Source organism: Roseibium sp. RKSG952 (assembly GCF_009711355.1).
Genome location: NZ_SMMF01000962.1, coordinates 172,440 through 199,232, shown reverse-complemented (window position 1 = coordinate 199,232; position 26,793 = coordinate 172,440). Strand labels below are relative to the sequence as shown.

The following is a 26,793-nucleotide window of genomic DNA, read 5'->3' as shown; positions in this document are numbered from 1 at the left end:
CCGGCGGCGTCCGTTTGCGCGCCTGAAACTCTGACTGTGCTAAAAAACCGGTCAGACTTTCTAAAAGCGGCCCGCGCACGCAGACAAGGCACCGCCTCGATGATGGTGCAGGGCCGCAAACGTGCGCCTGATGAGGCCACGGGCATACGTGTTGGATTCACCTGCTCCAAAAAGGTTGGCAATGCCGTGGCGCGCAATCGCGCCAAGCGCCGGTTGCGTGAGATTGCACGTGCTGTGATACCCAATCAGGGCCGTGATGGGTGGGATTATGTTCTGATCGGTCGGGCCAACGAAACGGCCAATCGCCCCTTCGAGGCCATGATCGAGGATTTGCGTCAGGCGCTCACGCGTTTGCACGCCCGCAAGTAGCGTTACGTGCAGTCCCAGGTGCAATAAGCCTTGGCAAAATCACGCGCCAGCAAGTCCTTATGCGCGATCATGAGGTTCAGCTCTCCGGCATCACCCATACAGACATGTTTGTCGAAACCCAGATGCAGAATGACACGATCGAGGTCATGCAGTTCCGGATCATGACGAACATCCTCCTGCGTGAAGCTGGGATGCCCGCCCGCCCAATGTTCGGATGGCAGATCGGCAAGTTGTTCCATTCGCTCTTCCCAACCCTCCAGCATCTCTGCGGCGGTATCATCCGCCGGATTTCTGTCGACCAATTCCCACTCACGATCTGAATACGGCCAGATATATGAGTTCGCGGGTGCGCTGGTCACTTCACTTCTAAGGGCTACGCCGCGTTGTCGTGCCTGTTCGGTCCGAAACATTCCACGTTTGGCCATAGCCAGCCGCTCAGGGACTTGCTGAACGACACCCTGTGAAGGTTCCGGAAACCACCTGACTCTAAAACCCTCATGTGGATCCAGCCATTTCAGTTGTCCGTCTTCCCCCACCTGCAGAAATACCTGCAATATCCCCTTATCGGGAAACTCGTTCAGGCCATCGAATTCTGCAAAATTGAGTAGCGCCGCAAGCAACATGGGCTTCCCATCTTCATCTGATGGCCATTGCGTTTCTTCCGGAGACCAGAGCGGTCCGCCAATGCGTGACGCCGTCATGGATGGATCGCCATCGACCGGGTGCAACGCAGCCATTGGCAGGCGCGCTGCTTCCAGACTGTCCAGAAACGTGTTCAGCTCTTTTGTTGTAACTGGCGGTTTGGCATCCCGTTCAGCTTTGGCAGCCTTGCGATTTCGCCATTCGAGGTACAGATAGGCAGTGACCGCTATAGCCACGACAATCCAAAGATACATGACGTCACCCCTTTTCAATCAGTGATAGAAAGTCTGACTTCACACCACCCGTCTACAAATCCGGTCAATTTGACGGGTTTTCCCTAACTCTTGCTGCAATTAGGTTACAGGCATGACACCTCTTGCCTTCATCGCCGCTCTCCCGGTTCGCGCCTATCGCTTGCTGTTCAGCCCTTGGGTTGGCTTCAATTGCCGATACCAACCGACCTGCTCGGCCTATGCTCTGGAGGCTCTTGAGAAGCATGGAGCCGTAAAGGGAAGCTTGCTGGCTGCGCGGCGCATCAGCCGATGCCATCCTTGGGGCGGAGATGGATATGATCCGGTTCCCGATGCGACAGACACACCGGATGAAAAGTCCTGAGGCCATGTGACGAGCCGTCAGACTTGACCCGTTCTGCCGAGCGCTCGACACTTGGGACATCAGATTCCGAGGCCCCCATGATATCTGCAGCGCGACATACCCTGCCCACACACGAAGTTCACAACCAACCCCCAGTTCGCGGCGATTGTGATCTCTGGACTTCAGATCCGGTGCTGCAAAACGTGATCGCCCTCGCAGGCGGGCGTACAGAACCGCTGGCCTCGTATGGTAATATTCTGGGGCGCAGGGAAACGCGGAACGCAGGTATGGATGCGAACCGCCACCCGCCTGAGATCAGGCTGTTTGATCAGGGTGGCAGACGTCTGGACGAAGTCCGTTTCCACCCCGCCTATCACCAAATGATGCAGATCAGTCAATCCGCCGGGTATGCATCAATTGCATGGGACAGGCAGCCGGGTGGTCATGCAACCCATGCTGCCATGATGTACTTGGCAAGCCAGGTTGAGCCGGGGCATTGCTGCCCTATGACTATGACCTATGCGTCAATTCCCGCGCTTGCTGCAAACGAAGCGATCGCTTCGGTCTGGCGCCCCAAGCTCACAGCTCGCAGCTATGATCCATCCACCAAACCCATCGGTGAAAAGGGCAGTGCCACACTTGGCATGGCCATGACCGAGAAACAGGGCGGCTCGGATGTGCGTGCGAATACGACAATAGCCACACGCGACGGGGATCATTGGCGGCTGCGCGGGCACAAATGGTTCTGTTCCGCGCCGATGTCGGATGGGTTTCTGACACTAGCACAAGCCCCGGGCGGGTTGACCTGTTTCCTGCTTCCCCGCTGGCTCGAGGGGGAGCGCAACGCCATTCACCTCATGCGCCTGAAGGATAAGCTGGGGAACAAATCCAATGCCTCGTCCGAGGTCGAGTTCAATGATGCGCTGGCCTATCAACTGGGCGATGAAGGCGCAGGCGTTCGCACGATCATCGAAATGGTCCATCACACCCGCCTGGACACTGCGATGGCCCCCGCCGGGCTGATGCGCGCCGCATTGGCCGAAGCACATCACTGGGTTGCACATCGCAGCACCTTTCAACGCCGCCTGATCGACCAGCCCCTTATGCGTTCCGTTCTGGCCGACCTCGTGCTGGACTGGGAAGGCGCGCTGACGCTGGGCATGCGGGTGGCGCAGGCCTTTGACGGCACAACCCCCGAAGACCGCGCATTCGCCCGCATTGCCGTTGCATTGGCAAAATTCCTTGCCAACAAGCGTTGCCCTGTCGTTACGGTCGAGGCGATGGAGGTGTTAGGGGGCATGGGATACGTCGAAGACACCCCCATGCCCCTGATCTACCGAGAGGCACCGTTGAACGGCATCTGGGAAGGTTCGGGCAACGTCATCTGCCTCGATATCCTACGGAGCCTTGCTCGTGATCCTCTGGCAGCGGAGGTGCTGCAAGCTGAACTGAGTGCCGCCGTCGGTACGGATCGGGGATACGATGCAGCATTGAAGGAGCATCGGGAACGCTGGCCAACCCTGCCTGCCGAAGCCGAAGCGCGCTGGTTTGCTGAACGGACAGCGCTTTTGCTGACAGCATCACTGTTGCTACGTCATGCGCCGGGTGCGGTGGCGGACGGCTACATAGCAACACGCATTCTTGGAAACAGCGGGCACATTCCCGGATCGGTCTCAGGACTGGACACCGAAGCCCTTATCCAGCGTCTCTCAACTCAATAAGCTAAGGCGCATCTGACCTCATACTTGCCCGGTCGCCACATCTGATATAGGGGCAGCCCATGTTTGATGAAGCAGACGATATCCACCCGCTATTCGCCGGCGCGCCCTCGACCACCGAGTTCAAAAAGCTGCGCAAACGCATAGTGCGCCAGACCCGTGAAGCGATCGAGCATTACGGGATGGTAAACGAGTCTGCCCATGCCAAGGACGCCAAACCGCCCAAATGGCTGGTTTGTTTGTCTGGCGGAAAGGACAGCTATACATTGCTTGCTGTCCTGTATGAGCTGAAATGGCGAGGCCTGCTGCCTGTGGATTTGCTCGCCTGCAATCTGGATCAGGGGCAGCCCGGCTTTCCCGCAACAGTATTGCCTGAGTTCCTGGAGCGAATGGGCGTCCCTCACCGGATCGAATATCAGGACACATATTCAATTGTCATGGACAAGGTCCCTCAGGGGCGTACCTATTGCGCACTTTGTTCACGGCTGCGTCGCGGCAATCTCTATCGCATCGCGCGTGAAGAGGGGTGCTCTGCCGTCGTTCTGGGTCATCACCGCGACGATATTCTTGAGACGTTTTTCATGAACCTTTTCCATGGCGGGCGTCTCGCCACGATGCCACCCAAGCTTGTGAACGAAGAAGGCGACCTGTTCGTCTTCCGCCCGCTGGCCCATGTGGCTGAGGGCGATTGCGAGAAATTCGCCAATGCGATGAGTTATCCTATCATCCCCTGCGACCTGTGCGGCAGTCAGGACGGATTGCAGCGGCAACAGGTCAAACAGATTCTCGATCAGTGGGAAAAGAACTCACCCGGTCGACGCCAGGTCATGTTCCGGGCTCTGACAAATGCCCGCCCATCCCACCTTCTGGATCCAAAACTGTTCGATTTTAACAATCTTTCTTTGAATCCATCCAATGAAGTTGAGGATCCGGACGAAATTCCTCAGCTGCGTTAACGTCTGACTCAGACTGGTTTCCTACGGTTGGCGTGTGCGTTTCATGCCCAAGCGGAAGGCCGTAAGAACCGATGCGGACAAAATCCATTTTCGAAAAACTGCGCGATCAGTTTGTGGTCATCATCTTCGGCCCACAGGTTCTGGCGTTTCTGCCAGCATTATGTCTTGGCGCATTCTGGCTTGGTGGCGAACGTGCTTTGCTTGCAGTCGCACTTGGCTTGCCTCTTCTGTTCGCCGTGATTGGCAATTTCATTACCTGGCCGTTGCACTTCAAAAGCAGCGCTGGACGTTCCAGGGGTATGATGGGAAATGATCTGTTCCGCGAGACATTGGATGAATTCTCAAAAGCCGCAGGGGCAGCCGGCAGTAACTCGGCCTGTATAATCGTGGCGCTTGATGACTACGCAGAAATTCATGACCTGCACGGGCAGGCGACCGCTGAGTACATTTTCAGCCAGTTCAGCGCACGGCTTCTGTCGATGATCCGCAGCGAAGACATCGCAACGCAAATCGAGCAGAACAAGTTTCTTATCGGCCTGACCCCTTCCGAGCACCTTAATCTTGAGGCCTGCATACAGATGTCCGGCCGAATTCAGGGTGCTGTGGAAGAACCCATCACCCTGAACGAGGCGAGTATATATATCTCGTGTTCAATCGGTTTCTGCATGCAGTCGAACATACCTGAAACAAATGCGGAAGATTGGATCGAAGCAACACGTACAGCTCTGAGCGAGGCTCAAAAAAATGGACCATCCACAATTCGGGCCTACACCGCCGAGACGCATCGCAGATCGATTGTGCAGACAAATCTGCGCAAGGAAATTGATAATGCACTGGACAATGGTCAGATCTGCCCATGGTTTCAGCCGCAAATTTCGACTGATACCGGACAAATTACCGGCTTTGAGGCGTTGGCCCGATGGGAACATCCCGTAAAGGGCGTTTTGTCACCACATGTATTCCTACCTTTTGCGGAACAGGCAAAATTGATGGAACGATTTGGGCAGGTCATTCGCCATCACGCCTTCAGTGCCATGCAGGCGTGGGATCGCGCTGCGGTCATCGTGCCGAGGATCGGAATAAACTTTTCATCTGATGAACTAAGGAATCCGGCCCTGCTGGATCGTTTGAAATGGGAGCTGGATCAATTCGACCTGACCCCGGATCGTCTGGCCATCGAAATATTGGAAACTGTTTTTTCCAGACGCCCGGACGACGTGATAACGCGAAACATCACAGGGCTCGCCAAACTGGGCTGTTGTATCGACCTGGATGATTTTGGCACCGGTCATGCGTCTATTGCGTCCATTAAGCGTTTTGAAGTCACTCGAATCAAGATTGACCGATCCTTTGTGACCAAATCTGATCAGGACCCCAGCCAACAACAGATGGTAAGCGCCATTTTGACCATGGCCGAAAGGTTGAATGTGGAAACGTTAGCAGAAGGCGTCGAGACGCCGGGCGAACACGCGTTGATGGCACAACTGGGCAGCAATCACGTTCAGGGTTTCGGAATTGCCAAGCCGATGCCATTCGAAAAGACGCTGGACTGGATCACCGCACATCGCAGCAAGATGAAGGGTACACCGAAGATCGGGCGCAAAACCGGCTGAAAATCACTAAATCCCGTGATCAACCGCAGTGTCATCGGCAAATCAGGGGCGATTCCGCTTGACCTTTGGGGCTGCACTCTGTTGAACCCTCCGGTGTCTTTCACTGCTCAAGGTGGCTGTCCCCGATGGACGATCAGAACAAGAATCTCATCCTTGCAACCGCGCTCAGCTTTCTCGTGATCCTTGTTTGGTTCGTGCTGTTCCCTCCGCCGGAACAGACACCGACCACGGACCAGACGACTATCAGCGCCACTGACGGTAACGAGGTTCAGACACCCAGTGCATCCAGCACCAGCACCGTTGGTGAAGCGACAGCCGCAACATCCGAGGTGCAGCCCGAAGCCGAAGCACCTCGCGTTACGATCGACACTCCTCGCCTGACCGGCAGCCTGTCACTATCCGGTGGCCGGATTGATGAGCTGTCCCTGAAAGACTACAAAGTTTCGCTTGCAGCGGATTCCCCTATTGTCGAGCTGCTTTCGCCTGTTGGCACTGAATCCGCCTACTACGCCCTCTACGGCTGGGCACCGGGCGCGGGTCTGGCCGGCGCGGATGTCCCCGGCCCCAACACGCTGTGGGCACTGGATCAGGGCGAAACGCTGGGTGTAGATAGCCCGGTTACACTGGCCTGGAACAACGGCAAGGGTCTGATCTTCCGCCGCACGATCTCGGTTGATGAAAACTATATGTTCACGGTGACGCAGTCGGTCGAAAACACCGCCGACGGCGAAGTCGGCATGGCACCCTATGGAATCCTCGCCCGCCACGGCATCGGTGAAGATGGCGATCTGCCGGGTCTGAAAAACTTCTTCATCCTGCATGAGGGTGTGATTGGCATGGCCGATGGCACCTTGGCCGAAGTTGACTATGGCGATGTTCGTGATTTCGACATCGATCCGAATGAACGAGCGCAAGCCGAGGTATATCAGGTCAAAGAAGACGGTTGGATCGGCTTCACCGATCACTACTGGATGACCACACTGATCCCGGAACCCGGTTCGGCATTCAAAGCAGCTGCAAAATATGACGCACGTCGCAAGATCTATCAGACCGAAACGGTTCTGCCGACGCTGACAGTTGCACCCGGCGAGACGGCTGAGGTGACCACACGCCTGTTTGCCGGCGCTAAGGAATGGGAAGCCATCCGAGAGTATCAGTCCCAAGGCGTTCAGAAATTCATCGACAGCATCGACTGGGGTTGGTTCTTCTTCCTGACCAAGCCGATTTTCTGGCTGCTGCACAACATCAATGCTCTGATCGGCAACATGGGCTGGTCCATCATCGGCCTGACGCTGATCATCAAGGCGATCCTGTTCCCGTTGGCCTTCAAGTCCTACGTCTCGATGGCGAAGATGAAGGAACTTCAGCCGCAGATGGAGGCCCTGAAAGAGGCTGCTGGTGACGACCGCCAGAAGATGCAGCAAGGCATGATGGAACTGTACAAGAAGGAAAAGGTGAACCCGGCCGCAGGCTGTTTGCCGATCCTGATGCAGATTCCGATCTTCTTCTCGCTCTACAAGGTGATCTTCGTCACGATCGAACTGCGTCAGGCCCCCTGGTTCGGTCCGTTCCGCGACCTCAGCGCACCCGACCCAACCTCAATCATGAACTTCTTCGGCTGGCTGCCCTGGGCAGGACCTCAGCCGGACACGTTCCTGGCCCTTATCTTCATCGGGATCTTGCCCCTGCTGTTGGGTATCTCGATGTGGCTGCAGCAGAAACTGAACCCGGCGCCAACCGATCCGACACAAGCGATGATCTTTGCCTGGATGCCGTGGGTGTTCATGTTCATGCTTGGCAGCTTTGCAAGTGGTCTGGTGGTTTACTGGATTGCGAACAACACGATCACGTTCACCCAGCAGTACCTGATCATGCGCAGTCAGGGCTACAAGCCGGACGTGTTTGGCAATATCAAGTCCGGCTTCAAACGGACGCCAAAGACGGATGACAAATGACCGGAGCTATCACCAGTATCTGGCGGCATCCGATCAAGAGCCACGGCCGTGAAAGTCTTGATGATGTAACCTTGATCCCCGGGCAGACCATGCCCGGGGATCGTGTTTGGGCTGTTGCGCACGAAGCCTCGAAAGCCGATGGCTCGGAATGGGTGCCTTGCGCCAACTTCAGTCGCGGGGCCAAGGCACCGCAGCTCATGGCAATCTCAGCGCGGCTGGAAGGCGACACCGTCACGCTCAGCCATCCTAAACAACCTGATCTCAGCTTCGATCCCGACACCCAGCAGGATATGTTCCTGAACTGGGTCACACCGTTGATGCCAGCAGATCGGGCGGCATCAGCACGCATCATCCGTGCCCCCGGCCGCGGCATGACCGATAGCGACTTTCCTTCGATCAGCCTGTGCAACATGGCTTCGCATCGCGCCGTCGAACAAAAGCTGGGCCAAAACCTTTCGATAAACCGTTGGCGCGGAAACATCTGGTTCGACGGTCTACCCCTGTGGGAGGAGTTTGACTGGCCGGGCCGCGATATCCGGATCGGTGAGACCCTGCTACGGGTGCGAGAACGGATCACGCGCTGCCTTGCGACCACTGCCAACCCCGAAACCGGCGAGCGTGACGCAGATACGCTTGGTGCGCTCAGAGCGTGGGAGCATCAGGATTTTGGCGTCTATGCCGAAGTGATCGAAGGTGGCAAGATCGAGATTGGCAACAAGGTCGAAGTGATATGAGCGCGTTACCATTCCCATTGGCCGAAGATCCGGATGCGATTGCTCTGGAAAGCGGACGCAAACTGTTCGCTGGTGAGTCTGAATTCGTCAAAGGCGTTGTAGCCATGGACGGATTGCCCTCGCCCGACCGGTTGGAGGTCTGCTTTGCTGGACGCTCGAACGTGGGCAAATCCAGTCTGATCAATGCACTGACCGGCACAAAAGGTCTGGCTCGCGCCTCGAACACACCGGGCCGCACGCAGGAAATCAACTTTTTCACGCAGGGCCCCGATCTCTATCTGGTCGATTTGCCCGGATATGGCTACGCCAACGCTCCGGTCAAAGTTGTCGAGAAATGGCAGAGGTTGCTGAAAAAGTACCTCAGCGGACGTCAAACCTTGCGTCGTGCCTTTGTTCTGATCGACTCGCGCCATGGGGTGAAACCCGTTGATGATGAGATCATGAAGCTTCTGGATACCAGCGCCGTGACCTTTCAATGCGTCATGACCAAGGCGGATAAAGTCAAAGCCAAAGATCGCGAGAAGGTACTGGAACAGGTGCGCAAAGCCCTGTCCAAACACCCTGCCGCCTTCCCTGAGATTGTACTGACCTCGTCTGAAAAAGGGGACGGAGTTCCGACCCTGCGATCCATCATCGCTCATCTGGAATGATTGCGTTTGCCCGCATCCTCGGCGTTCTGACGCTGCTTGCACTGGCAATCACCGGTGCTATCCCGCAGGGCTGGATGCCCGCGCGAGGTCACGATGGCAAAATTCTTCTGGTGCTCTGCACTGGTGAGGGAACGGTCGAGCAATGGGTCGACCTTGATACAAGCGACCCGATCCATGACGAAACGGATGAGCGTGTCATGTGCCCCTTTGCGGGTCTGACCGCTGATGCCACTGTGCCGGAGCACAAGGTCATCCTTCCTTTTGAGATGCCGATTCAGCCCCGCTGGTCGCACGAAGACTTTACGCATCGAAGCGCGGGTTTCTTTGCCCGATATGATGCAAGGGCACCGCCCCTACACTCCTGATTTCGCGAAACAAACAGGTAAGTCCGCGCGTCAGCTGCGCGGGCCTCTTTCTCGAATTTGGAGACTATTATGGCAATGGACAGCCAAAACAGGGCCGCCGACGCGGCCCCGCGCGATGCTGCGCAAAAATTCTACTTCGCCGCTTGGCGCTGGCACTTTTATGCAGGGATATTTGTGATCCCGTTCCTGATCATACTGGCCGTGACAGGGCTGATGATGATGTTCATCACTCAGTTCGACGGTCGTGATGGGGAAAAGATTGCGGTCGAAATTCAAGGGGACCCGTTACCGGTTTCTCGGCAGGCAGAGCTAGCCCTGGCCGAAGTTCCGGGACAGGTTGTGGAATGGATCGGCCCCAAAGCCACTGATCTGGCTACAGTCTTTCGCATCAAAACAGACGCGGGTCAGCTTATGGTCGCCCTAGACCCGTATAGCGGTGATGTGATCGAAACATGGGACCGTCGCGCTGGCTGGTATGACTTCGCCGATAACATCCACTCGACCCTGATGATTGGCGATACGGGTGACCGAATTCTCGAGATCGCAGCCGGACTCAGTCTGGTTCTTGTTTTCACGGGCCTCTATCTCTGGTGGCCGCGCGGGAATTCCATGTCGGTCTTCGTCCCCAACCTGCGTGCTCGTGGGCGGGCGCTCTGGAAATCGCTGCATGCTGTTGTTGGATTCTGGATGTCAGGGCTTCTGGTCGTCTTTCTGATCTCAGGCCTGTCGTGGGCCGGCGTGTGGGGTGGCATGATCGTGCAGCCGTGGAGCAGTTTTCCAGCCGAGAAATGGGACAACGTGCCCCTGTCGGATGACATCCATGCCAGCATGAACCACGGCCACCAGAATGATGTACCCTGGGCGCTGGAGCAGACGCCAATGCCTGCCTCAGGGTCTGACGCCGGTATCGATGGAATTGCTCAGGGCGTGCCAATCGATATTGATGCGCTGGTACAGCTGGGCACCTCACTTGGAATGCAGGGCCGGTTCCGCGTTGCCTATCCCGGCGGGGAAAACGGGGTCTGGACCCTGAACCGCGACAGCATGAGCAGTGACTCCACGGATCCGATCAACGACCGAACCGTGCATGTTGATCAATACACTGGCAAGATTCTGGCTGATGTCAGATATCAGGATTACTCCGTGATGGGTAAAAGCATGGCCATTGGCATCCCACTGCATATGGGCCTGATAGGTGTCTGGAACTTTGTTCTGAATCTGGTGTTCTGCCTATCCGTGATTTTTGTCTGCATCTCTGGTGTCGTTATGTGGATCAAACGTCGTCCCAAGGGGGAGGCGCGTCTGGCACCGCCCCCCTTGCCAGCGGAAATGCCGATCTGGAAGGGAGCCGTGCTCATCGGCCTGTTCACCGCGATGGCGTTCCCTCTGGTGGGGCTGACGCTGCTTGGCGTTCTGGCACTTGATCTGCTGATCATCAGCAACATTCCTGCGATGAAGCGCGCGCTGAGCTAACCGGTTGGGGCTGCACCTGCCGGTGCGGCCCCGCTGCGTGGCACGTTTGCGTCCCTTATGGCGTGCCGCGCAGCAAATCAGGTGTTTCGGGTCATCTGGACTTGGCAGCCCTCTCCAAAGCCCCTAACAGGGTTGATCAGAGGGACGACAGCGATGAAGACAAGAGACATGGACCGGGACTGGATCGCCACTGCGGCCACTTTGAACAGTGCGCTGCCTTATCTGCAACGTTACGACGGTGCTATCGTCGTCATCAAACTGGGTGGTCACGCCATGGGCAGTGACGAAGCGATGGAAAGCTTTGCTCGAGACGTTGTTCTGATGCGACAGGTTGGCGTGAACCCGGTGATCGTTCACGGCGGTGGCCCCATGATCAATTCGATGCTGGATCGGCTGGACATTCAGTCCGACTTCGTCAACGGCAAACGCGTCACCGATCAGGCCACGGTCGAAGTGGTCGAGATGGTGCTGTCAGGTGTCGTCAACAAACGTATTGTTCAGGCGATCAACGCACAGGGTGGCATGGCTGTTGGGCTTTCCGGAAAGGACGCACATCTGATGATGTGCGAGCAAACAGACGCCTCGCTGGGATACGTGGGAACACCTGCGAAGATGGACCCGAAGATCCTGCATGACCTGTTCTCGCATGACGTTATCCCGGTGATTGCCCCCTTGGGCGCCGGCCCTGAAGGGGAGACCTTCAACGTAAACGGTGATACGGCTGCAGGTGCGATTGCCTCCGCTCTGAAAGCGGATCGCCTGTTGCTGTTGACCGATGTTTCCGGCGTAAAAAACGCGGCCGGAGATGTCGTGACCGAACTGAAGGCCGGGCAGATCCGTGAAATGACCCGCGAGGGCACCATTGCAGGTGGTATGATCCCAAAGACCGAGACCGCGCTGGACGCCCTGCACAGCGGTGTGCGTGCCGTTGTCATCCTAGACGGCCGTGCACCAAACGCCGTTCTACTGGAACTGTTCACCGAGCACGGTGCTGGGTCTCTGATCCGACCAGACTAACACCTAAGTGATCCCGGTGGCCTTGCGCCGGGCACTAACATGCCTGAATGTGAATGTATGGACAATGAAACCATCATTCGACTGGGTGTGTTTGTGGTGCTGTTTGCGATCTTTGCAGGTGCCGAAGCGCTTGCACCACGTCGGCCACGCAACTGCCACAGATCGCGGCGCTGGCTGACCAACCTATCGATCACTGTTTTGAACACAGTGATGCTCCGGGCGCTGGCGATTGGCTTCCCGCTTCTGGCTGTTGGGGCCGCAATTGATGCCAGCCAGAATGGGATGGGTCTGTTCAACAACCTCAACTGGCCCGGTTGGTTTGAGGTCACTCTCAGCGTCCTGATCCTAGACTTCGCGATCTGGCTGCAGCATCTGATTACGCATAAGGTTCCGATCCTCTGGCGGCTGCACCGTGTACACCATGCGGACAGAGATATGGATGTCACCACGGCCATCCGGTTTCACCCAATTGAAATCGCGCTGTCCATGATCCTGAAAATCGGCCTGATCTATGTTCTCGGGCCAAGTGCGCTGGCCGTGGTCCTGTTTGAAATTCTGCTGAACGGGACTGCCCTTTTCAATCATTCGAACCTGAAACTCCCTCTTGCTGTGGACGCCGTGTTGCGTAGGGTTCTTGTGACACCCGATATGCATCGGGTGCATCATTCGGTCCTGAGATCAGAGCATGACAGCAATTATGGCTTTGCGCTGTCAGTCTGGGACCGGCTGATGGGAACCTATGTGGCGCAGCCCGGGGACGGGCATGAACAGATGAATGTGGGGCTGGAATGGCAGGACGATCGACCGACCCGACTGGGATGGAGCCTGTCTCTTCCGTTTCAGCGCAGGTGACCTATCAGGAGGTTGAGAGAGCGGCGCAGGAAGTCGGCCTCATCGTGATGGGTGCCCAGCATCCCAGAGAAAGCAGAGCAAAGCAGCTGGACACGGGCACATTGATCCTGCTGGGAACGGCAGCCGAGTTCTGGCCTCGTTTCATCGCCTCGCCTGAATGGACTGATGGCCGTTCAGATCCGGTGGATCGCTGGTCATCGCGTGTGATTGGCGAACTGGCTGCCGACATGGGCGCCAAACCCTACTTCCCCTTTGGCGGACCGCCCTATACCCCGTTCATCGACTGGGCGTTGAAATCCGGACGCACATACCAAAGCCCGGTTGGCGCACTGGTGCATGACACGGTTGGTATGCTGATCTCATACCGAGGGGCGCTGCACTTCCCGATGGAGTTTGACTTGCCGCCAGTTCCCGGCAGCTCGCCCTGTACTGATTGTCCAGCCCCCTGCACAACGGCCTGCCCCGTCAGCGCGCTGAATGCTGACAGCTTCTATGACGTCGAAGCCTGCCATGGCTACCTTGACACTCAAGCCGGACAAACCTGCATGACAAGTGGCTGCATGGCGCGATTGGCCTGTCCCGTCAGCGAAGGTGCAGGTCGGCAGCCCGATCAAACAGCACATCACATGAAAGCCTTTCATCCTTCATGACACATACCCTGATCCTGACACGCCACGCCAAATCAAGCTGGAATCACCCCGGCCTGACCGACCACGACCGACCCCTGAACAAACGTGGCCGAAAGTCCGCTACAGCGATTGGTGACTGGCTAAAGCGACATAGTTATTTACCGGATGAAGTCCTCAGCTCCAGCTCAACCCGTACCCGCGAAACCTGGGATGGCATGGGGCTGGAAGCGTCGAACATCAGATTTACGCAGGACCTGTATCACGCAGACCCGGCGCAAATGCTGAACATTCTTGCAACAGCGCAAGGGGCCACAGTTTTGATGCTTGGGCACAATCCCGGGATCGCCGAATTCGCTGAGCGCGTCGTTAAAAAAGCGCTGGACCATCCAAGGTTCTTTGACTACCCCACCTGCGCAACCACCGTGATCCGTTTTGATTTTTTGGGTTGGGAAGACCTGCACTGGCACAGTGGAAAAGTGCAGGATTTCATAATTCCACGCGAATTGCTGGAATAGAAAAGGCGGGGAACGCCCCGCCTTTTCATAAGCTTACTGATCCGGGTTTGTCTTAGTGCCCCAGGATCTGGCTGAGGAACAGCTTGGTCCGTTCGCTCTGCGGATTGTTGAAAAACTCTTCCGGTTCGTTCTGTTCCACGATCTGACCCGCATCCATAAAGATCACGCGGTTCGCCACCTGACGAGCAAAACCCATCTCGTGCGTTACGCAGAGCATGGTCATGCCCTCTTCGGCCAGTTCGATCATGGTGTCGAGCACCTCTTTGATCATCTCCGGATCCAGCGCCGATGTCGGTTCATCGAACAACATGATCCGCGGGCGCATGCACAGGCTTCGTGCAATCGCCACACGCTGCTGCTGACCACCCGACAACTGGCCAGGATACTTATTGGCCTGCTCGGGAATCTTCACCTTCTCAAGGAAATGCATCGCCGTTTCCTCGGCCTCTTTCCGGGGTGTCTTGCGAACCCAGATCGGAGCCAGCGTGCAGTTCTCCAGAATGGTCAGGTGTGGGAACAAGTTGAAGTGCTGGAACACCATGCCAACCTCGGACCGGATCTTGTCGATGTTCTTGAGGTCATTCGACAACTCGGTCCCATCCACCACGATCTTGCCCTGCTGGTGTTCCTCCAGCGCGTTCAGGCAGCGGATCAAGGTGGACTTACCCGACCCTGACGGCCCCGCGATCACGATCCGCTCGCCCTGATTGACGGTCAGATTGATGTCGCGCAGCACGTGGAAGGATCCGTACCACTTGTTCATGTTGTTGATTTCGATGGCGACCTCGTCGCTCACCTGCATCTTTGAGCGGTCAATTTCGCGTTCTACGGCAAGTTGAGACATTGGGCCCTCCTCAGCGATGGCCAGTGTGGAGCTTGCGCTCCAGATACATGGAATAGCGGGACATAGAGAAACAGAAGATGAAGAACAGCAGGCCAATAAAGCCGTAAATCTCCCATACAATACCGTTCCAATTCGCGTCCGCGCGGATTGCGGTGGCAAGGCCCAAAGGATCCAGAAGCCCGATGATCGAGACCAGAACGGTATCTTTGAAAACACCGATAAAGGTCGAGACGATGCCCGGGATCGAGATTTTGAGCGCCTGAGGCATGATGATCAGTCGCTGTGCCTGCCAGTAATTGAGGCCAAGCGAATCCGCGCCCTCATACTGGCCACGTGGCAACGCGGCAAGACCACCCCGGATCACTTCAGCCATGTAGGCTGCCGAGAACAGGGTCACCATGATCAGAACCCGCAGGATGATGTCAAAGTTCGTGCCCGGCGGCAGAAACAGGTTCAGCAGGGTCGACGCCACGAACAGCAACGTGATCAGCGGAACGCCCCGGATGAACTCGATGAAGCCTACACTCAGGTATTTGACGATCATCAGGTCCGATTGACGACCCAAAGCCAGCACAATACCCAGAGGCAGTGAGCAGGCAATGGCCACGACACCGATGGTAATCGACAGCATGAAGCCACCAAACTTGCGGCTTTCGACAACCTCGATGCCAATCGCCGCAACAGAATCCATTGCACCGACAAAGTAGCTCGAGATAACCAACCACCAGACCAGCGAAGCAAGAACACCGAGGATGATGCCAAGCAAACCGCTCATCGTTTTGCTGATGAGTGTGTAAACTGCCCAGCCCACAACAAAGCCAAGCAATGCCGAGATCGGTCCCCAGATCGTTCCACCCCAAAGAAGCCAGGGGAAGATGAACGGGTACAGGCCTGAGAAAATCAGGAGCTTCGACGGTACCTTGTCAGCGAACAGCACAGGTGCCAGTGCAACACCCAGCAGCACAAAGGCTGCAATCGGGCGCCAGTACAGTTCCGGTGGGTAGAACCCGAAGATCAGCTGAATCCAGCGCTCGTGGATCACACCCCAGCACGCGCCGGCATAGTGGCCTTCACGTCCCAGCGCATGCAGGATTTCACGACACTCCGACAACGATCCGGCATCCCATGTGGGAGAAATTATCCACGGGACCACAGCTGCCAAAATCTTGTAGACAAAGTAGATCGATAGCAGCGTCAGTATTGAGTTGAACCAACCCGAGAACAGGTTGTGGCGCATCCAGCCAATGATACCAACCTCTGAGGCTGGTGGCTCCTTCTCAGGGAGCATTTCGGTACGGACATATCCAATGTCAGACATCTTAACGCTCCTTCAGCTTCACGGATTCATTGTACCAGTTCATAACCGCCGAGATCGTCAGCGAGATGGACAGATACACAAGCATCAGCAACAGAACGCATTCCAGCTCGCGACCGGTCTGGTTCATCGTAATGCCACCCAGAGTACCAGTGATATCCATGTAGCCCACGGCGATCGCCAGCGACGAGTTCTTGGTCAGGTTCAGATAGTTCGAGATCAGCGGCGGAATGATGACGCGCAGCGCTTGTGGCAGGATCACCAGATTCATGATCTTGTTCTGACGCAGACCCAGAGCGGCAGCAGCCTCAGACTGACCTTTTGAAATCGCCATGATACCAGCACGTACGATTTCTGCGATAAATGCCGCTGTATATAACGAAAGGGCAAGCCACAGCGCGATCAACGAGTTCCGCATATGGGTCCCGCCCTTGAAGTTGAACCCTTTCAGTTCGGGGTAACCAAGGTGAAAGCCCAGAGCATACATCAGAAGACCAATAGGCACGACGAAGACAGCAAGGCGCTGCCACCATGTGACAGGCCGGTCACCTGTCTGTTCCTGAATCCCGTCTGCGCGACGTTTGATCCACCGCGAAGTCCAGATAGCGCCCCCGAGTACGATCAAAAAGGCAACCAGGTCCAGGCTGACATCGAAACGCAGGCTGGAGGCACCAAACAGGTGAATATCGCCCAAACTGTTCGAGAACAAAACCTCGGGCACATAGACACCGCGGTTCGTCACCGCAACACTATCGGCAAGCATCATACTTGCTTCCGGGTTCTCTCCTCGGAATGCGCGCGGTGCGGGTAGAGATTCGATCAGGACCGCCATGATGAAAACGATCCAAAGAAGGACAGGCACGTTGCGGAACATCTCGACATAAACGGTCATCAACCGCGCGATGATCCAGTTGTGCGACAGACGCAGAACACCAATTACCACGCCCAAGATAGTGGCCGTGATACATCCCAGAACCGCAACAACCAACGTGTTAAGCAAGCCGACGAAAGCTGCCCTCAGGTGCGTGTCGCGTGAGGAATACTCCAGCAGTCTCTGGTTGATGTCGTAGCTGGCGGGTTCACCAAAGAAACCGAATTCAACCGGTTTTCCCAGTGCTGCCAGGTTGTTGATAGTGTTGGATACAATCCAGGCTGCCAGTAGCATGAAACCGATCAATGCGATGACCTGAATGGTCGCAGATCGATACCGCGTATCATAAAGGAGCATGGACAGCCGGAACTGCTCCTTCGGCGGGTCAGTGAGAGTCGTCATGACCTATGTATATCCCCGTGACATCCCGGTTATTTTTGTCGGCAGAGTTTCTCTCTGCTCAATCTATCCGGGCATGTTTTTCTATGATGCAAAAAGGGCGCAGGTTGCCCTGCGCCCTTTTCGCGGTTTTCTTAGCGGAACGGCGGCGAGTACAGCAGACCACCTTCGGTCCATTGTGCGTTCAGGCCACGTGCCAGACCGATCGGAGTTTCTTCACCGATGTTCTTGGCAAACACTTCACCGTAGTTGCCGCCCGCTTTAACAGCGCGCTTGGCCCATTCGGCGTCCAGACCCAGCATCTCACCCAGAGTGCCTTCGCTGCCCAGCAGACGGTTCACTTCGGGGTTGTCGGTGCCAGCTGCCATCTCGTCGATGTTGGCCGAGGTGATGCCCAGCTCTTCAGCCGAGACCAGCGCGTTCAGAGTCCAGCGGACAACGTCGCCCCACTCGTGATCGCCGTGACGGACCAGCGGGCCCAGAGGCTCTTTCGAGATGATTTCGGGCAGCAGGACGTGGTCACCGGGGTTTTCGAACGTGGCGCGAGTAGCAGCCAGGCCCGATGCGTCGGTGGTGTAAACGTCACATGCGCCAGCCAGATACTGCTGCTGTGCTTCGGCGTTGGTTTCGATCGGAACCGGCTCGTAGCTGATGTTGTTCGAGCGGAAGAAGTCCGCTAGGTTCAGCTCGGTTGTGGTACCGGTCTGGATGCAGACGGTCGCACCGTCCAGCTCTTTGGCCGAGGACACGCCCAGCGACTTGGGAACCATGAAGCCCTGACCATCGTAGTAGTTGACGCCAGTGAATTCAAACTTCAGGTCCACGTCGCGGCTGAAGGTCCAAGTGGTGTTGCGGGCCAGCATGTCAACTTCGCCCGATGCCAGCGCGGTAAAGCGTGTCTTACCGGTGGTCGGAACGAATTCAACAGCGTTTGCGTCGCCCAGAACAGCTGCAGCTACAGCGCGGCAAACAGCCACGTCAAAACCTTGCCATTCGCCATTTGCGTCGGGCGCAGCAAAGCCGACCAGACCGGTGGTAACACCGCAGTTCAGCTTACCGCGCGCCTTGACGTCGTCTACGGTTCCCGCCGCAGCTGCGCCAGCGGCCAGACCGGCAATCGTAGCCGCGCCCAAGATTACGGATTTTTTCATTTTTACCTCTTCCTGATTTCCCATCCCCAGAGGGAACGGTTTTGTCCGACAATAGATGCCGGTAAGGTTACCCCAAAGGTGTCTCCCCTTTAGTGGGCATGAGTTTGGTCGCATTCATAAACAAACGTCAAGGGTTCGATCAGGGAATTCGATGAGTTGACCGGTCTTGAATGCGCCAGATCACTGAAAATCAAGAAAATAAGGCTCAAACCGATAGATCGTAGAACCGTTTGGCGTGCAAAAAGGCCTCTCGTTTGGTCTTCTCGACCTTCTGAGCCTCTTCATCCTCGCCCCATTGCTCAGTCTGCCAAATTTCGTCCAGCCTAGAAATGCGCCATATCTCGTCCGGATTGCGCCAATTCTGCGCTGCGGCGAAACCAAGAATCAGGGAACCGGACAGACTGACAAGGTCGTGAAAGGCGGCGAGTCGGTACTCATCCAGCTGATGGACCTGCTGCCGAAGTGTGTCCAATGCGGTCGACGATTGAGGCTGATGCAAAACACCCGATACCGGAACCAGACGGGCGTTCAAAACGTCCGCCGCCCAGTCCAGCGCAGGATCCCATGCCTCGGCTTGTCGCTGTTCCAACGCTTCGGGATGCGTGGCGCGATAGCACAGCAAATCCGTGTCGCCGTAGTCGGCGAGCATGTCGGCAACTTCAGCCTTTTGATGGCGCACTTTATCGATCGCGGCATTGGCGGACCGAGTGAATGGCATCGTGGTCGGATCGACCTCTTTCTCCTGCGCGTCCCATTCATCTGCGACCGCTTGCGCCATCGCAGCCGTAGGCAGGATCAAAGCCGCTTTTGCCGGAGTTTTCACACTGCGACCATCCAACTCGACAGAATAGCCCCCGTCAGCCTCGACCACAGCGCTTGATGTCCAGAAGCGTTTCGGTTTCCATTCGCTCATGTTCTTAGTCCCATATCCCGGCCAAGGCCGCTGGTAGCTGATCAAAGGCATCGATCACACAGGATGCGTCACGCAGGGCAGATCGATCGTGATATCCCCAGGACACTCCAACGCCCGCGACACTGGCTGCCCGCGCCATTTCCATGTCAAAACTTGTATCGCCGATCATGACTGCATCTGCAGCAGAAACACCTGTATCTGCCAGTGCAGTTTCAATCATTGAAGGATGCGGTTTCGACGGATGGTGATCCGCCACCTGCCGAGTGACGAAGTAGCTTTCCAGCCCGTGCACCTCCAGCAAGGCATCAAGACCACGCTGTGATTTGCCTGTTGCCACACCCAGCAACACTTCCGGAACCGCGTGCAGAGTTTCGATGATGTCTCTGGCACCTGGAAACAAGGGTGAGCTTGCAGCACCCTGATCCAGACGATGTGCGTGATAGGCCTGCTTATAGCCTTCGACCAGGCGATCCTGCACCGCCGGTGCCTCGGTCGGGGCCAGCCGGGCAATTGCGACCGGCAGCGACAATCCGACAATCGAAATGACCGCACTTCTGTCGGGTACGGGCAGCGAAAGGGCCTCGAAACTTGAAGTCATGGCCAGAACAATGCTGCCCTGGCTGTCGACCAGCGTTCCATCTACGTCGAACAGAACCAGACGCAATGGTGCGCTCATTGCAGTTCCTCGAACGGATCATCGGCTGCCAGATCTTCGGTCCAGCCGAACGTATCCCAACTGTCTTTCATGTGATCCGGCAGAGGTGCCTTGATCGTCACCTGCTTGCGGGTAACCGGGTGTTCAAAGGAAATCTGCCGTGCGTGCAGGTGCAGTTTCTTACTGATGATCCCACCCAGTTGCGCACCCCAGCCATCGCCGAGGTTTTCCTGACCCGAACCGCCGTATTTGCCGTCTCCGATGATCGGGTGACCAATCGCGGCCATGTGCGCGCGCAGCTGATGGGTTCGGCCCGTGATCGGCTCCATCGCCACCCACGAAGCGCGCCCGGCAACCCGATACAGCGTGGCATAAAGCGTATGCGCCCGCTTGGCACCCGGCGTGCTGTCCACCTCGTTCAGATGTACGGCGATCATCTTCTCGCCCTCGCCGTGTTTGCCGTGCCCCGGGGCCTTAACCAGCCCGGTCTTGATCTCGCCCAGATATGGCGTAGGCACGCCGGCAACCAGCGCCCAATAGATTTTGCGCGTATTGCGATGACGGAAGGCCGCCGTCAGTCCTTTGGCAGCCTCTCGTGTGCGTGCCAGCAGCAGGACGCCCGAAGTATCCTTGTCCAACCGGTGCACAAGCCTCGGGTTTTCGTCAAAGCCAAAGCGCAATGCTTCGGACAGGCTGTCGACATGGCGGCTCTGGCCGCTGCCGCCCTGAACCGGCAATCCGCTGGGCTTGTTCAGCGCCAGTACGTGATCGTCACGATAGATCACGCAGGACTGGATCATCTCGGCGTCGCTGTCCGAGACACGATGCTTGACCTCGGCCGGTTTGTGATCGGCATCCGGCAGCGGTGGCACACGAACGGTTTGTCCGACTTCCAAACGGGTCGAGGCCTTCACCCGCCCGCCTTCAACACGCAATTCACCCTTGCGGCACATCTTTTCGATACGCCCCTGGCTGACATGCGGGAACAGGCGCCGCAACCAACGGTCCAGACGCTGGTCGCCATCACCTTCGGCTACCGTGATCATTTGTACGCCACTCATGCCAATGCCCCTTGCCCCGTGCGGCGATCCCGCCCGGATTGCGTGTTCGTCAGTGCCTTAGAAAACATGCGCGTCTGTCGCGCGCTATACCAAAAGAGTCAAGGCGGGACGGAGCATGCAAGCAACACCGGATTAGATTTTTGAGAAATCTCCGTGACGTCCCGCACCATCCCGGAAACGTCCGGCACCGGCAGTCCCTTCCCTTCGGATCGCTTCGGTCCCATTGGCCCATTCTACCTTCAGGGCTTCACGAACGGGCATGCCACGGGTCTCGATGATTGAACGGCGGTCCGCCAACACGGCCTCCTGAGGGAAGCGGGCGATTTCATGGGCCATCGCTTCGGCGACCGCACGTGCTTTGCCATCCGGCGCGATCTTTTCCGCCAGACCGATACGATAGCATTCCTCGGCTTCGACCTTTCGCCCCGTCAATGCGATCTCCAGCGCCTTGCCCTGCCCCACAAGCCTCGGCAACCGCACCGTTCCGCCATCCATCAAGGTTATGCCCCAGCGACGGCAATACACGCCCATATAGGCTGTTTCAGCCATCACCCGGATATCGCACCACAGAGCCAATTCCATCCCTCCCGCGACAGCTGCCCCTTCAATCGCGCCGATAACCGGCTTGGACAACTCCAGACGAGACGGCCCCATAGGTCCCAGTGTTGAGGGTGCCGAACCCAACGGAAAGGCGTGCTTGTCCATGTAGCGCTGAAGCAGGTCGGGATCGGACAGCGTTGCGGCCATCTTCAGATCCCACCCCGCGCAGAAGTTGCCACCTTTGCCCCAGAAAACTGCGGCTTTGGCCGGGCTTTCATCGAATTCCAGAAATGCCTCCATCAGGGCCTTGGCGTGGTCTGCATCCACTGAATTCCGTGCTGCTGGCCTATCGTGTACGATGGTCCAGACGTCGTCGGTTTTTTCGATTGAGACGGTCACAGGCTTCCCTCCCTTGAAACTGCTGCCCCAAGGGAAACCGTTATGCCGTGCCTGTCGCATGTAACGCCACGGCACACGCCGAACTGACCCTGCGTAATTAGCTGTTTCGCTGTGTGCGCAGTTTGGCGAAGTAGTCCAACCGCTTTTTCAGCTCTCTCTCGAACCCGCGTTCGACAGGCTGATAAAGAACCGGGCGTTTCATCGTTTCCGGAAAATAGTTCTGCCCCGAAAACCCATCCTCGGCATCGTGGTCGTAAGCGTAGCCCGCGCCGTACCCCTGATCTTTCATCAATGAGGTTGGCGCATTCAGGATATGCTTGGGCGGTGGTTCACTGCCGGATTGCTTGGCCAGCCTCATGGCAGCTTTGTAGCCAACATAAGCACCGTTCGATTTCGGCGCGAGTGCGAGATAGACAACGGCCTGCGCCAGGGCAAGCTCACCTTCGGGGGAACCCAGTCGTTCATAGGTCTCCCAGGATTGCAGACAAACTGCCTGCGCCTGAGGGTCGGCCAGCCCGATATCCTCGACCGCCATGCGGGTAATTCGGCGCGCCAGAAACCGGGGATCCTCACCTCCGGTCAACATCCGGGCAAACCAGTAAAGGGCCGCATCGGGATCTGACCCTCGGACCGACTTATGCAGGGCTGAAATCAGGTTGTAATGCTCGTCACCTGATTTGTCGTACTTTGCCGCGCGCTTCATCAGACGGGTGGACAAAGCATCAGGGTCCAGTGGCGTCTCGACTTTCCAGGCAGATACCTGCTCGATCAGGTTGAGCAGCGCGCGACCATCGCCGTCCGCCATCTCGTGCAGCGCGTCACGCGCGGCGGGCGTCAGCGGCAGGGCTCGACCAAGTTCCTTTTCAGCCCTTTGAGTCAGTCGCTCAAGATCGCTCAAACTCAGCCGTTCGAGCACCAAAACCTGTGAACGGCTCAGAACCGCTGCGTTCAGCTCGAACGAGGGGTTCTCGGTCGTCGCCCCGACCAGGAGAATGGTGCCATCTTCCATATGTGGCAGGAATCCATCCTGCTGCGCCTTGTTGAACCGATGAATCTCATCAACGAACAGCAGAGTTCCCTTGCCGTTCTGCCGACGCAATTTTGCTGCTTCGAATACCTTCTTGAGGTCAGGGACACCTGTGAAAATCGCGCTGATCTGCACGAAATGCAGGTCGGTCTCGCTGGCCAGCAAACGTGCGATGGTCGTTTTACCTACCCCTGGAGGCCCCCAGAAAATCAAACTGGAAAGGCTGCCTGATGCAAGCATCACGCCCAATGGCGCGTCCGGCCCAAGAACCTGTTCCTGCCCGATCACCTCTGCCAAAGTTTGCGGCCGCAACCTGTCGGCCAATGGCCGATGGGGTTCAGCCGCAGGCTCAGCCGTACCGGTGTCGAACAGATCGCTCATCGGGTCACAGCCGGAACCGAAGGGATACGACCTGACCGCCACGCAGTACGTCCATCTGCAACCGGCGCCCCGGCTCGGTCAGCACGGAAACCACATCTCCGGAACGTTCCATCACTTCACCATTGATGGCCTTCAGCACATCTCCTGCTCTCAGACCAGAACGCCCCCCATAAGGACCGGGATCAACAACAACCACGCCGGTCTGAGACAGCAACAAACCCATCCGCGCGATCAGCGCCGGGTTGACCCGTGCCACTGTGAGGCCGGGCATGACCGTGTCCTCATCCAGCGTCGTTTCTTCGGCGGGTGGCGTTTCCGGGGCCTCGATAAGTGCCACGTCGATCTCTGGCTGTTCCTCACCACGCAACAGCGTCAGGCGCGATGTACCCCCAACACCGGCAATGGACATACGGAATTTCATCTCGGCCGGAGAATTCACCTCATCCCCATCCACATGGGTAATGATATCCCCGACCTTCAGCCCGGCCTCGGCAAGTGGACTGAGATCGTGCAAGTCCGAAACCACTACCCCCAAGGGCAAAGCCAGACCCAGCGACTCGGCAATATCAGCACTCATATGTTGTCCCGCCATGCCGGCCCACGGGGTGACAAAGCTGTCATTGCCCGCTTGCGCCTGGCGCAGGAACTCCGCCACCAAATTGGCCGGTATCGCAAACCCGATGCCATTCGAACCACCGGATCGAGACAGGATCGACGTGTTGATGCCTATTAAATCTCCGTTCACGTCGATCAGCGCGCCACCAGAGTTACCCGGATTGATCGGTGCATCGGTCTGAATGAAGTAGCCACGCGCATTCCCGGTCGCCGTACCAGTACGCGCTAGTCCAGAGATGATCCCTGAAGACACTGTCTGCCCCACCCCGAACGGGTTGCCGATGGCCAGTGCAAGCTCGCCTACTTCAACATGATCAGAGTCGCGCATGTTCAGCGACGGCAGGCCTTCTGCTGCGTTCAGACGCAGGATCGCGATGTCACTCTCCTGATCCCCCAATACAACTTCGGCCGAGAATTCACGGCGATCCGTTGTCACCACCCGGATTTCGGTCGCAGTTCCCACGACGTGATAGTTTGAGACCACATATCCATCGTGGGTCAGAATGACCCCCGACCCCAACGAGTTCTGCACGCGGGGTTGTGGTGCACCGAAACCACCACCAAAGAAGTCCTGAAAAAACGGGTCCGAGAAGAACGGGTTCGCTCGGCCCTGCCTGACGATCTTGGCATAGATGTTCACCACCGCCGGTGAGGCCTGCTTGACGACGGGCGCAAACCCCAGACTGATCTCGGACTGGCTTTGAGGGACCCGGGTTTCGGCGGCGGCGGAAAACGCCCCCAACAGCAAAACAAGCGAACACGCGATTTTCCGCATCATCAGTCCTCCGGCACCTTTGCTCATCGGATATGCGGGGCTGACGGCGGGAATGCAAGCGGCTTGGACTAAACACTTATTGGAAAGCAAATTCCCCGGTTTGAGGTATAGTGAAAGGGAAGTTGTTTTTTGAAAGAGAATTACATGCATCAGGATCGTGAACTGACATTCGTATCAGCCGTCGCAAGCCATCATCAAAAGCGGCAATTCACCCCGGATGAGCACGCGCATGAATACTATCAAACCTCGTTGCTCAGTGCCGTGATGCAAGGTGTCTATGATGGCACTGTGTCCATTGATGAACTTCTGAAACATGGCGATTTCGGTCTGGGCACGTTCAACGCGCTGGATGGAGAGATGATCCTCCTTGACGGCATCGCTTATCGTCTGGATGGAGACGGCAAAGCGACAATTGCCCAAGGCAAAGCGCTGACCCCGTATGCAGCGGTCATAAACTTCGCACCCACAGTGTCACTCGCACTGGACGCGTCTGTCGGCAAACAGGCCTTCGAAAACGGGCTGGATTCCATCGCCGAGGCCAGAAACCTGTTCTATGCAGTGCGGTTTACCGGGCAGATCAAACACATCAAGTATCGAAACGTTTTGCGGCAGGAACGCCCCTACAAACCACTGCTGGAAGTCGTGAAAACGCAGGCCGAGTTCGAATTGAGTGAAACCGATGGCACGATACTGGGCTTCAGATGCCCTGACTACGCCGTAGGCATAGGCGTGCCCGGATATCATCTGCATTTCATCTCCAGCGACCGCTCAACTGGCGGTCATGTCCTAGACTACACTCTGACCAGCGGCCAGATCGAGATCGACCACACGTCGTCCCTACATCTGGAACTTCCGGAAACCCGAGATTTTTCCGACGCCAACCTGTCAGCCGGAGCTTCGGCCGATAGTATACGGAAAGCGGAAGGCGATTAAGTCCGCAAGGCTACAAAGCACCGTTGGTCAAAGTCCCAGGGCAACGAAAAACCCCCGCGCCTTGGGCACGGGGGTTAGAAATCTGATCTGGATCGATCTTATTCTTCGTCTGCTGCCTCTGCGGCGGCAACGCGGGCTTTGTCAGCCGCGCCTTTGGCGTCAACGTCACGATCAACGAATTCGATGATCGCCATCGGAGCCATGTCGCCATAGCGGAAGCCAGCTTTCAGGATGCGGACATAACCGCCCTGACGCTCGGCATAGCGGGGGCCAAGAACTTCGAACAGCTTTGCGACGTCTTTGTCTTCTTTCAGCTGTGCTGCGGCCTGACGACGGGCGTGCAGGTCGCCGCGCTTGCCCAGGGTGACCAGCTTTTCGATGATCGGGCGCAGTTCTTTTGCCTTCGGCAGAGTTGTTTTGATTTGCTCATGCTCGATGAGCGAGCCAGCCATGTTCGCAAACAGCGCCTTGCGGTGCTCATGAGTACGGTTCAGGCGGCGGTAACCACGTGCGTGACGCATTTTATAGTTCCTTCTTTCGCGTTTTGCTTTGTCTGGCCGGCGATGCGTGTCACCGGCTCTCCTTGGGGCGGAAGTGCCCATATGGTCCCCGGCAGCCCGGGCATTGGGGAAGACGCGCTTAGAACGCGTCTTCGAATTTCTTCGCCAGATCTTCGATGTTGTCGGGCGGCCAATCCTCGACATCCATGCCGAGGTGCAGACCCATGCCGGACAGCACTTCCTTGATCTCGTTCAGCGACTTGCGGCCGAAGTTCGGGGTGCGCAGCATCTCGGCTTCGGTTTTCTGGATCAGGTCGCCGATGTAAACGATG

The 26,793-nt window shown here is 57.0% G+C and carries 28 protein-coding genes; 15 read left to right on the top strand and 13 right to left on the bottom strand.

The genetic code is table 11. The features are described 5' to 3' along the window. A partial coding sequence (gene rnpA, locus E1297_RS45030) for a ribonuclease P protein component (protein WP_244328116.1) occupies positions 1-369 on the top strand: 369 nt, incomplete at its 5' end. Positions 370-371: 2 nt separating this feature from the next. Here rnpA and E1297_RS45025 read toward each other — a convergent pair. Continuing rightward, positions 372-1,265 (bottom strand): YwqG family protein, encoded by an 894-nt coding sequence (locus E1297_RS45025; protein WP_155150086.1) that lies wholly within the window; start codon positions 1,263-1,265, stop codon positions 372-374. Between the two features lie 112 nt (positions 1,266-1,377). Between E1297_RS45025 and yidD the strand changes: the two genes are divergently transcribed. From yidD to E1297_RS44960, 13 genes are all read left to right on the top strand, one after another. Continuing rightward, entirely contained in the window at positions 1,378-1,626 is a 249-nt protein-coding gene (gene yidD / locus E1297_RS45020) for a membrane protein insertion efficiency factor YidD (protein WP_155150084.1), read from the top strand. 23 nt (positions 1,627-1,649) lie between these two features. Next, a complete protein-coding gene (locus E1297_RS45015) occupies positions 1,650-3,326 on the top strand; it encodes an acyl-CoA dehydrogenase family protein (protein ID WP_244328115.1) in 1,677 nt (558 codons plus the stop codon). Positions 3,327-3,385: 59 nt separating this feature from the next. Beyond that, entirely contained in the window at positions 3,386-4,279 is an 894-nt protein-coding gene (gene ttcA / locus E1297_RS45010; protein ID WP_155150082.1) for a tRNA 2-thiocytidine(32) synthetase TtcA, read from the top strand. Between the two features lie 71 nt (positions 4,280-4,350). After that, positions 4,351-5,892 carry a bifunctional diguanylate cyclase/phosphodiesterase gene (locus tag E1297_RS45005; protein WP_155150080.1) on the top strand — a complete coding sequence of 514 codons (1,542 nt, stop codon included), beginning with the start codon at positions 4,351-4,353 and terminating at the stop codon, positions 5,890-5,892. Between the two features lie 125 nt (positions 5,893-6,017). Then, on the top strand, positions 6,018-7,847 hold the full coding sequence (gene yidC / locus E1297_RS45000; protein WP_155150078.1) for a membrane protein insertase YidC: 1,830 nt from the start codon (positions 6,018-6,020) through the stop codon (positions 7,845-7,847). Continuing rightward, a complete protein-coding gene (locus E1297_RS44995) occupies positions 7,844-8,581 on the top strand; it encodes an MOSC domain-containing protein (protein ID WP_155150076.1) in 738 nt (245 codons plus the stop codon). Before yidC ends, E1297_RS44995 begins: the two co-directional genes overlap by 4 nt. Further along, on the top strand, positions 8,578-9,231 hold the full coding sequence (gene yihA / locus E1297_RS44990) for a ribosome biogenesis GTP-binding protein YihA/YsxC (RefSeq protein WP_155150074.1): 654 nt from the start codon (positions 8,578-8,580) through the stop codon (positions 9,229-9,231). Before E1297_RS44995 ends, yihA begins: the two co-directional genes overlap by 4 nt. Further along, on the top strand, positions 9,228-9,596 hold the full coding sequence (locus E1297_RS44985; RefSeq protein WP_155150072.1) for a DUF2946 domain-containing protein: 369 nt from the start codon (positions 9,228-9,230) through the stop codon (positions 9,594-9,596). The genes yihA and E1297_RS44985 overlap by 4 nt, the downstream gene beginning before the upstream one ends. 69 nt (positions 9,597-9,665) lie before the next feature. Further along, positions 9,666-11,069 (top strand): PepSY domain-containing protein, encoded by a 1,404-nt coding sequence (locus E1297_RS44980; RefSeq protein WP_155150070.1) that lies wholly within the window; start codon positions 9,666-9,668, stop codon positions 11,067-11,069. A gap of 153 nt (positions 11,070-11,222) precedes the next feature. Next, entirely contained in the window at positions 11,223-12,086 is an 864-nt protein-coding gene (argB, locus tag E1297_RS44975; protein ID WP_155150068.1) for an acetylglutamate kinase, read from the top strand. Between the two features lie 57 nt (positions 12,087-12,143). Beyond that, on the top strand, positions 12,144-12,938 hold the full coding sequence (locus tag E1297_RS44970; protein ID WP_155150066.1) for a sterol desaturase family protein: 795 nt from the start codon (positions 12,144-12,146) through the stop codon (positions 12,936-12,938). Further along, on the top strand, positions 12,875-13,588 hold the full coding sequence (locus E1297_RS44965) for a ferredoxin (protein ID WP_209016374.1): 714 nt from the start codon (positions 12,875-12,877) through the stop codon (positions 13,586-13,588). The genes E1297_RS44970 and E1297_RS44965 overlap by 64 nt, the downstream gene beginning before the upstream one ends. After that, complete coding sequence (locus E1297_RS44960; protein WP_155150064.1) at positions 13,585-14,082, top strand: histidine phosphatase family protein; 498 nt, start codon at positions 13,585-13,587, stop codon at positions 14,080-14,082. The genes E1297_RS44965 and E1297_RS44960 overlap by 4 nt, the downstream gene beginning before the upstream one ends. Before the next feature lie 52 nt (positions 14,083-14,134). Here E1297_RS44960 and E1297_RS44955 read toward each other — a convergent pair whose 3' ends face one another. The 10 genes from E1297_RS44955 to E1297_RS44910 all read right to left on the bottom strand — a co-directional run bounded on the left by E1297_RS44955 (position 14,135) and on the right by E1297_RS44910 (position 25,031). After that, complete coding sequence (locus E1297_RS44955) at positions 14,135-14,926, bottom strand: amino acid ABC transporter ATP-binding protein (protein WP_155150062.1); 792 nt, start codon at positions 14,924-14,926, stop codon at positions 14,135-14,137. Between the two features lie 10 nt (positions 14,927-14,936). Further along, entirely contained in the window at positions 14,937-16,244 is a 1,308-nt protein-coding gene (locus E1297_RS44950; RefSeq protein ID WP_155150060.1) for an amino acid ABC transporter permease, read from the bottom strand. A gap of 1 nt (position 16,245) precedes the next feature. After that, a complete protein-coding gene (locus E1297_RS44945) occupies positions 16,246-17,514 on the bottom strand; it encodes an amino acid ABC transporter permease (RefSeq protein ID WP_155150058.1) in 1,269 nt (422 codons plus the stop codon). Positions 17,515-17,645: 131 nt separating this feature from the next. Beyond that, on the bottom strand, positions 17,646-18,662 hold the full coding sequence (locus E1297_RS44940) for an amino acid ABC transporter substrate-binding protein (protein ID WP_155150056.1): 1,017 nt from the start codon (positions 18,660-18,662) through the stop codon (positions 17,646-17,648). A gap of 205 nt (positions 18,663-18,867) precedes the next feature. Then, positions 18,868-19,575, bottom strand: coding sequence for an ATP12 family chaperone protein (locus E1297_RS44935; protein WP_155150054.1), 708 nt, complete (start codon positions 19,573-19,575; stop codon positions 18,868-18,870). A 4-nt stretch (positions 19,576-19,579) separates the two neighbouring features. Next, positions 19,580-20,251 (bottom strand): HAD-IA family hydrolase, encoded by a 672-nt coding sequence (locus E1297_RS44930; protein WP_155150052.1) that lies wholly within the window; start codon positions 20,249-20,251, stop codon positions 19,580-19,582. Then, positions 20,248-21,291, bottom strand: a complete 1,044-nt coding sequence (locus tag E1297_RS44925) for an RluA family pseudouridine synthase (protein WP_155150050.1) — start codon at positions 21,289-21,291, stop codon at positions 20,248-20,250. The genes E1297_RS44930 and E1297_RS44925 overlap by 4 nt, the downstream gene beginning before the upstream one ends. A 132-nt stretch (positions 21,292-21,423) precedes the next feature. Further along, complete coding sequence (locus tag E1297_RS44920; RefSeq protein ID WP_368669857.1) at positions 21,424-22,230, bottom strand: crotonase/enoyl-CoA hydratase family protein; 807 nt, start codon at positions 22,228-22,230, stop codon at positions 21,424-21,426. Between the two features lie 97 nt (positions 22,231-22,327). Continuing rightward, entirely contained in the window at positions 22,328-23,638 is a 1,311-nt protein-coding gene (locus E1297_RS44915) for a replication-associated recombination protein A (protein ID WP_155150046.1), read from the bottom strand. Between the two features lie 4 nt (positions 23,639-23,642). After that, positions 23,643-25,031, bottom strand: a complete 1,389-nt coding sequence (locus E1297_RS44910; RefSeq protein ID WP_155150044.1) for a trypsin-like peptidase domain-containing protein — start codon at positions 25,029-25,031, stop codon at positions 23,643-23,645. A 141-nt stretch (positions 25,032-25,172) separates the two neighbouring features. Between E1297_RS44910 and budA the strand changes: the two genes are divergently transcribed. Next, positions 25,173-25,961, top strand: a complete 789-nt coding sequence (gene budA / locus E1297_RS44905; RefSeq protein ID WP_155150042.1) for an acetolactate decarboxylase — start codon at positions 25,173-25,175, stop codon at positions 25,959-25,961. 98 nt (positions 25,962-26,059) lie between these two features. On the opposite strand, the gene rplQ is transcribed toward budA, so the two are convergent. Further along, positions 26,060-26,482, bottom strand: a complete 423-nt coding sequence (gene rplQ / locus E1297_RS44900) for a 50S ribosomal protein L17 (protein ID WP_155150040.1) — start codon at positions 26,480-26,482, stop codon at positions 26,060-26,062. A 118-nt stretch (positions 26,483-26,600) separates the two neighbouring features. Beyond that, the coding region (locus tag E1297_RS50610) for a DNA-directed RNA polymerase subunit alpha C-terminal domain-containing protein (RefSeq protein WP_305793825.1) at positions 26,601-26,793 on the bottom strand (193 nt) is incomplete at its 5' end.

What these genes read in the sequence shown, in the direction of transcription:
- E1297_RS45025 (WP_155150086.1), bottom strand. Translation starts at nt 1,265, where the DNA reads ATGTATCTTTGGATTGTCGTGGCTATAGCGGTCACTGCCTATCTGTAC.
- yidD (WP_155150084.1), top strand. Translation starts at nt 1,378, where the DNA reads ATGACACCTCTTGCCTTCATCGCCGCTCTCCCGGTTCGCGCCTATCGC.
- ttcA (WP_155150082.1), top strand. Translation starts at nt 3,386, where the DNA reads ATGTTTGATGAAGCAGACGATATCCACCCGCTATTCGCCGGCGCGCCC.
- E1297_RS45005 (WP_155150080.1), top strand. Translation starts at nt 4,351, where the DNA reads ATGCGGACAAAATCCATTTTCGAAAAACTGCGCGATCAGTTTGTGGTC.
- yidC (WP_155150078.1), top strand. Translation starts at nt 6,018, where the DNA reads ATGGACGATCAGAACAAGAATCTCATCCTTGCAACCGCGCTCAGCTTT.
- E1297_RS44995 (WP_155150076.1), top strand. Translation starts at nt 7,844, where the DNA reads ATGACCGGAGCTATCACCAGTATCTGGCGGCATCCGATCAAGAGCCAC.
- yihA (WP_155150074.1), top strand. Translation starts at nt 8,578, where the DNA reads ATGAGCGCGTTACCATTCCCATTGGCCGAAGATCCGGATGCGATTGCT.
- E1297_RS44985 (WP_155150072.1), top strand. Translation starts at nt 9,228, where the DNA reads ATGATTGCGTTTGCCCGCATCCTCGGCGTTCTGACGCTGCTTGCACTG.
- E1297_RS44980 (WP_155150070.1), top strand. Translation starts at nt 9,666, where the DNA reads ATGGCAATGGACAGCCAAAACAGGGCCGCCGACGCGGCCCCGCGCGAT.
- argB (WP_155150068.1), top strand. Translation starts at nt 11,223, where the DNA reads ATGAAGACAAGAGACATGGACCGGGACTGGATCGCCACTGCGGCCACT.
- E1297_RS44970 (WP_155150066.1), top strand. Translation starts at nt 12,144, where the DNA reads ATGGACAATGAAACCATCATTCGACTGGGTGTGTTTGTGGTGCTGTTT.
- E1297_RS44965 (WP_209016374.1), top strand. Translation starts at nt 12,875, where the DNA reads ATGGCAGGACGATCGACCGACCCGACTGGGATGGAGCCTGTCTCTTCC.
- E1297_RS44960 (WP_155150064.1), top strand. Translation starts at nt 13,585, where the DNA reads ATGACACATACCCTGATCCTGACACGCCACGCCAAATCAAGCTGGAAT.
- E1297_RS44955 (WP_155150062.1), bottom strand. Translation starts at nt 14,926, where the DNA reads ATGTCTCAACTTGCCGTAGAACGCGAAATTGACCGCTCAAAGATGCAG.
- E1297_RS44950 (WP_155150060.1), bottom strand. Translation starts at nt 16,244, where the DNA reads ATGTCTGACATTGGATATGTCCGTACCGAAATGCTCCCTGAGAAGGAG.
- E1297_RS44945 (WP_155150058.1), bottom strand. Translation starts at nt 17,514, where the DNA reads ATGACGACTCTCACTGACCCGCCGAAGGAGCAGTTCCGGCTGTCCATG.
- E1297_RS44940 (WP_155150056.1), bottom strand. Translation starts at nt 18,662, where the DNA reads ATGAAAAAATCCGTAATCTTGGGCGCGGCTACGATTGCCGGTCTGGCC.
- E1297_RS44935 (WP_155150054.1), bottom strand. Translation starts at nt 19,575, where the DNA reads ATGAGCGAATGGAAACCGAAACGCTTCTGGACATCAAGCGCTGTGGTC.
- E1297_RS44930 (WP_155150052.1), bottom strand. Translation starts at nt 20,251, where the DNA reads ATGAGCGCACCATTGCGTCTGGTTCTGTTCGACGTAGATGGAACGCTG.
- E1297_RS44925 (WP_155150050.1), bottom strand. Translation starts at nt 21,291, where the DNA reads ATGAGTGGCGTACAAATGATCACGGTAGCCGAAGGTGATGGCGACCAG.
- E1297_RS44915 (WP_155150046.1), bottom strand. Translation starts at nt 23,638, where the DNA reads ATGAGCGATCTGTTCGACACCGGTACGGCTGAGCCTGCGGCTGAACCC.
- E1297_RS44910 (WP_155150044.1), bottom strand. Translation starts at nt 25,031, where the DNA reads ATGATGCGGAAAATCGCGTGTTCGCTTGTTTTGCTGTTGGGGGCGTTT.
- budA (WP_155150042.1), top strand. Translation starts at nt 25,173, where the DNA reads ATGCATCAGGATCGTGAACTGACATTCGTATCAGCCGTCGCAAGCCAT.
- rplQ (WP_155150040.1), bottom strand. Translation starts at nt 26,482, where the DNA reads ATGCGTCACGCACGTGGTTACCGCCGCCTGAACCGTACTCATGAGCAC.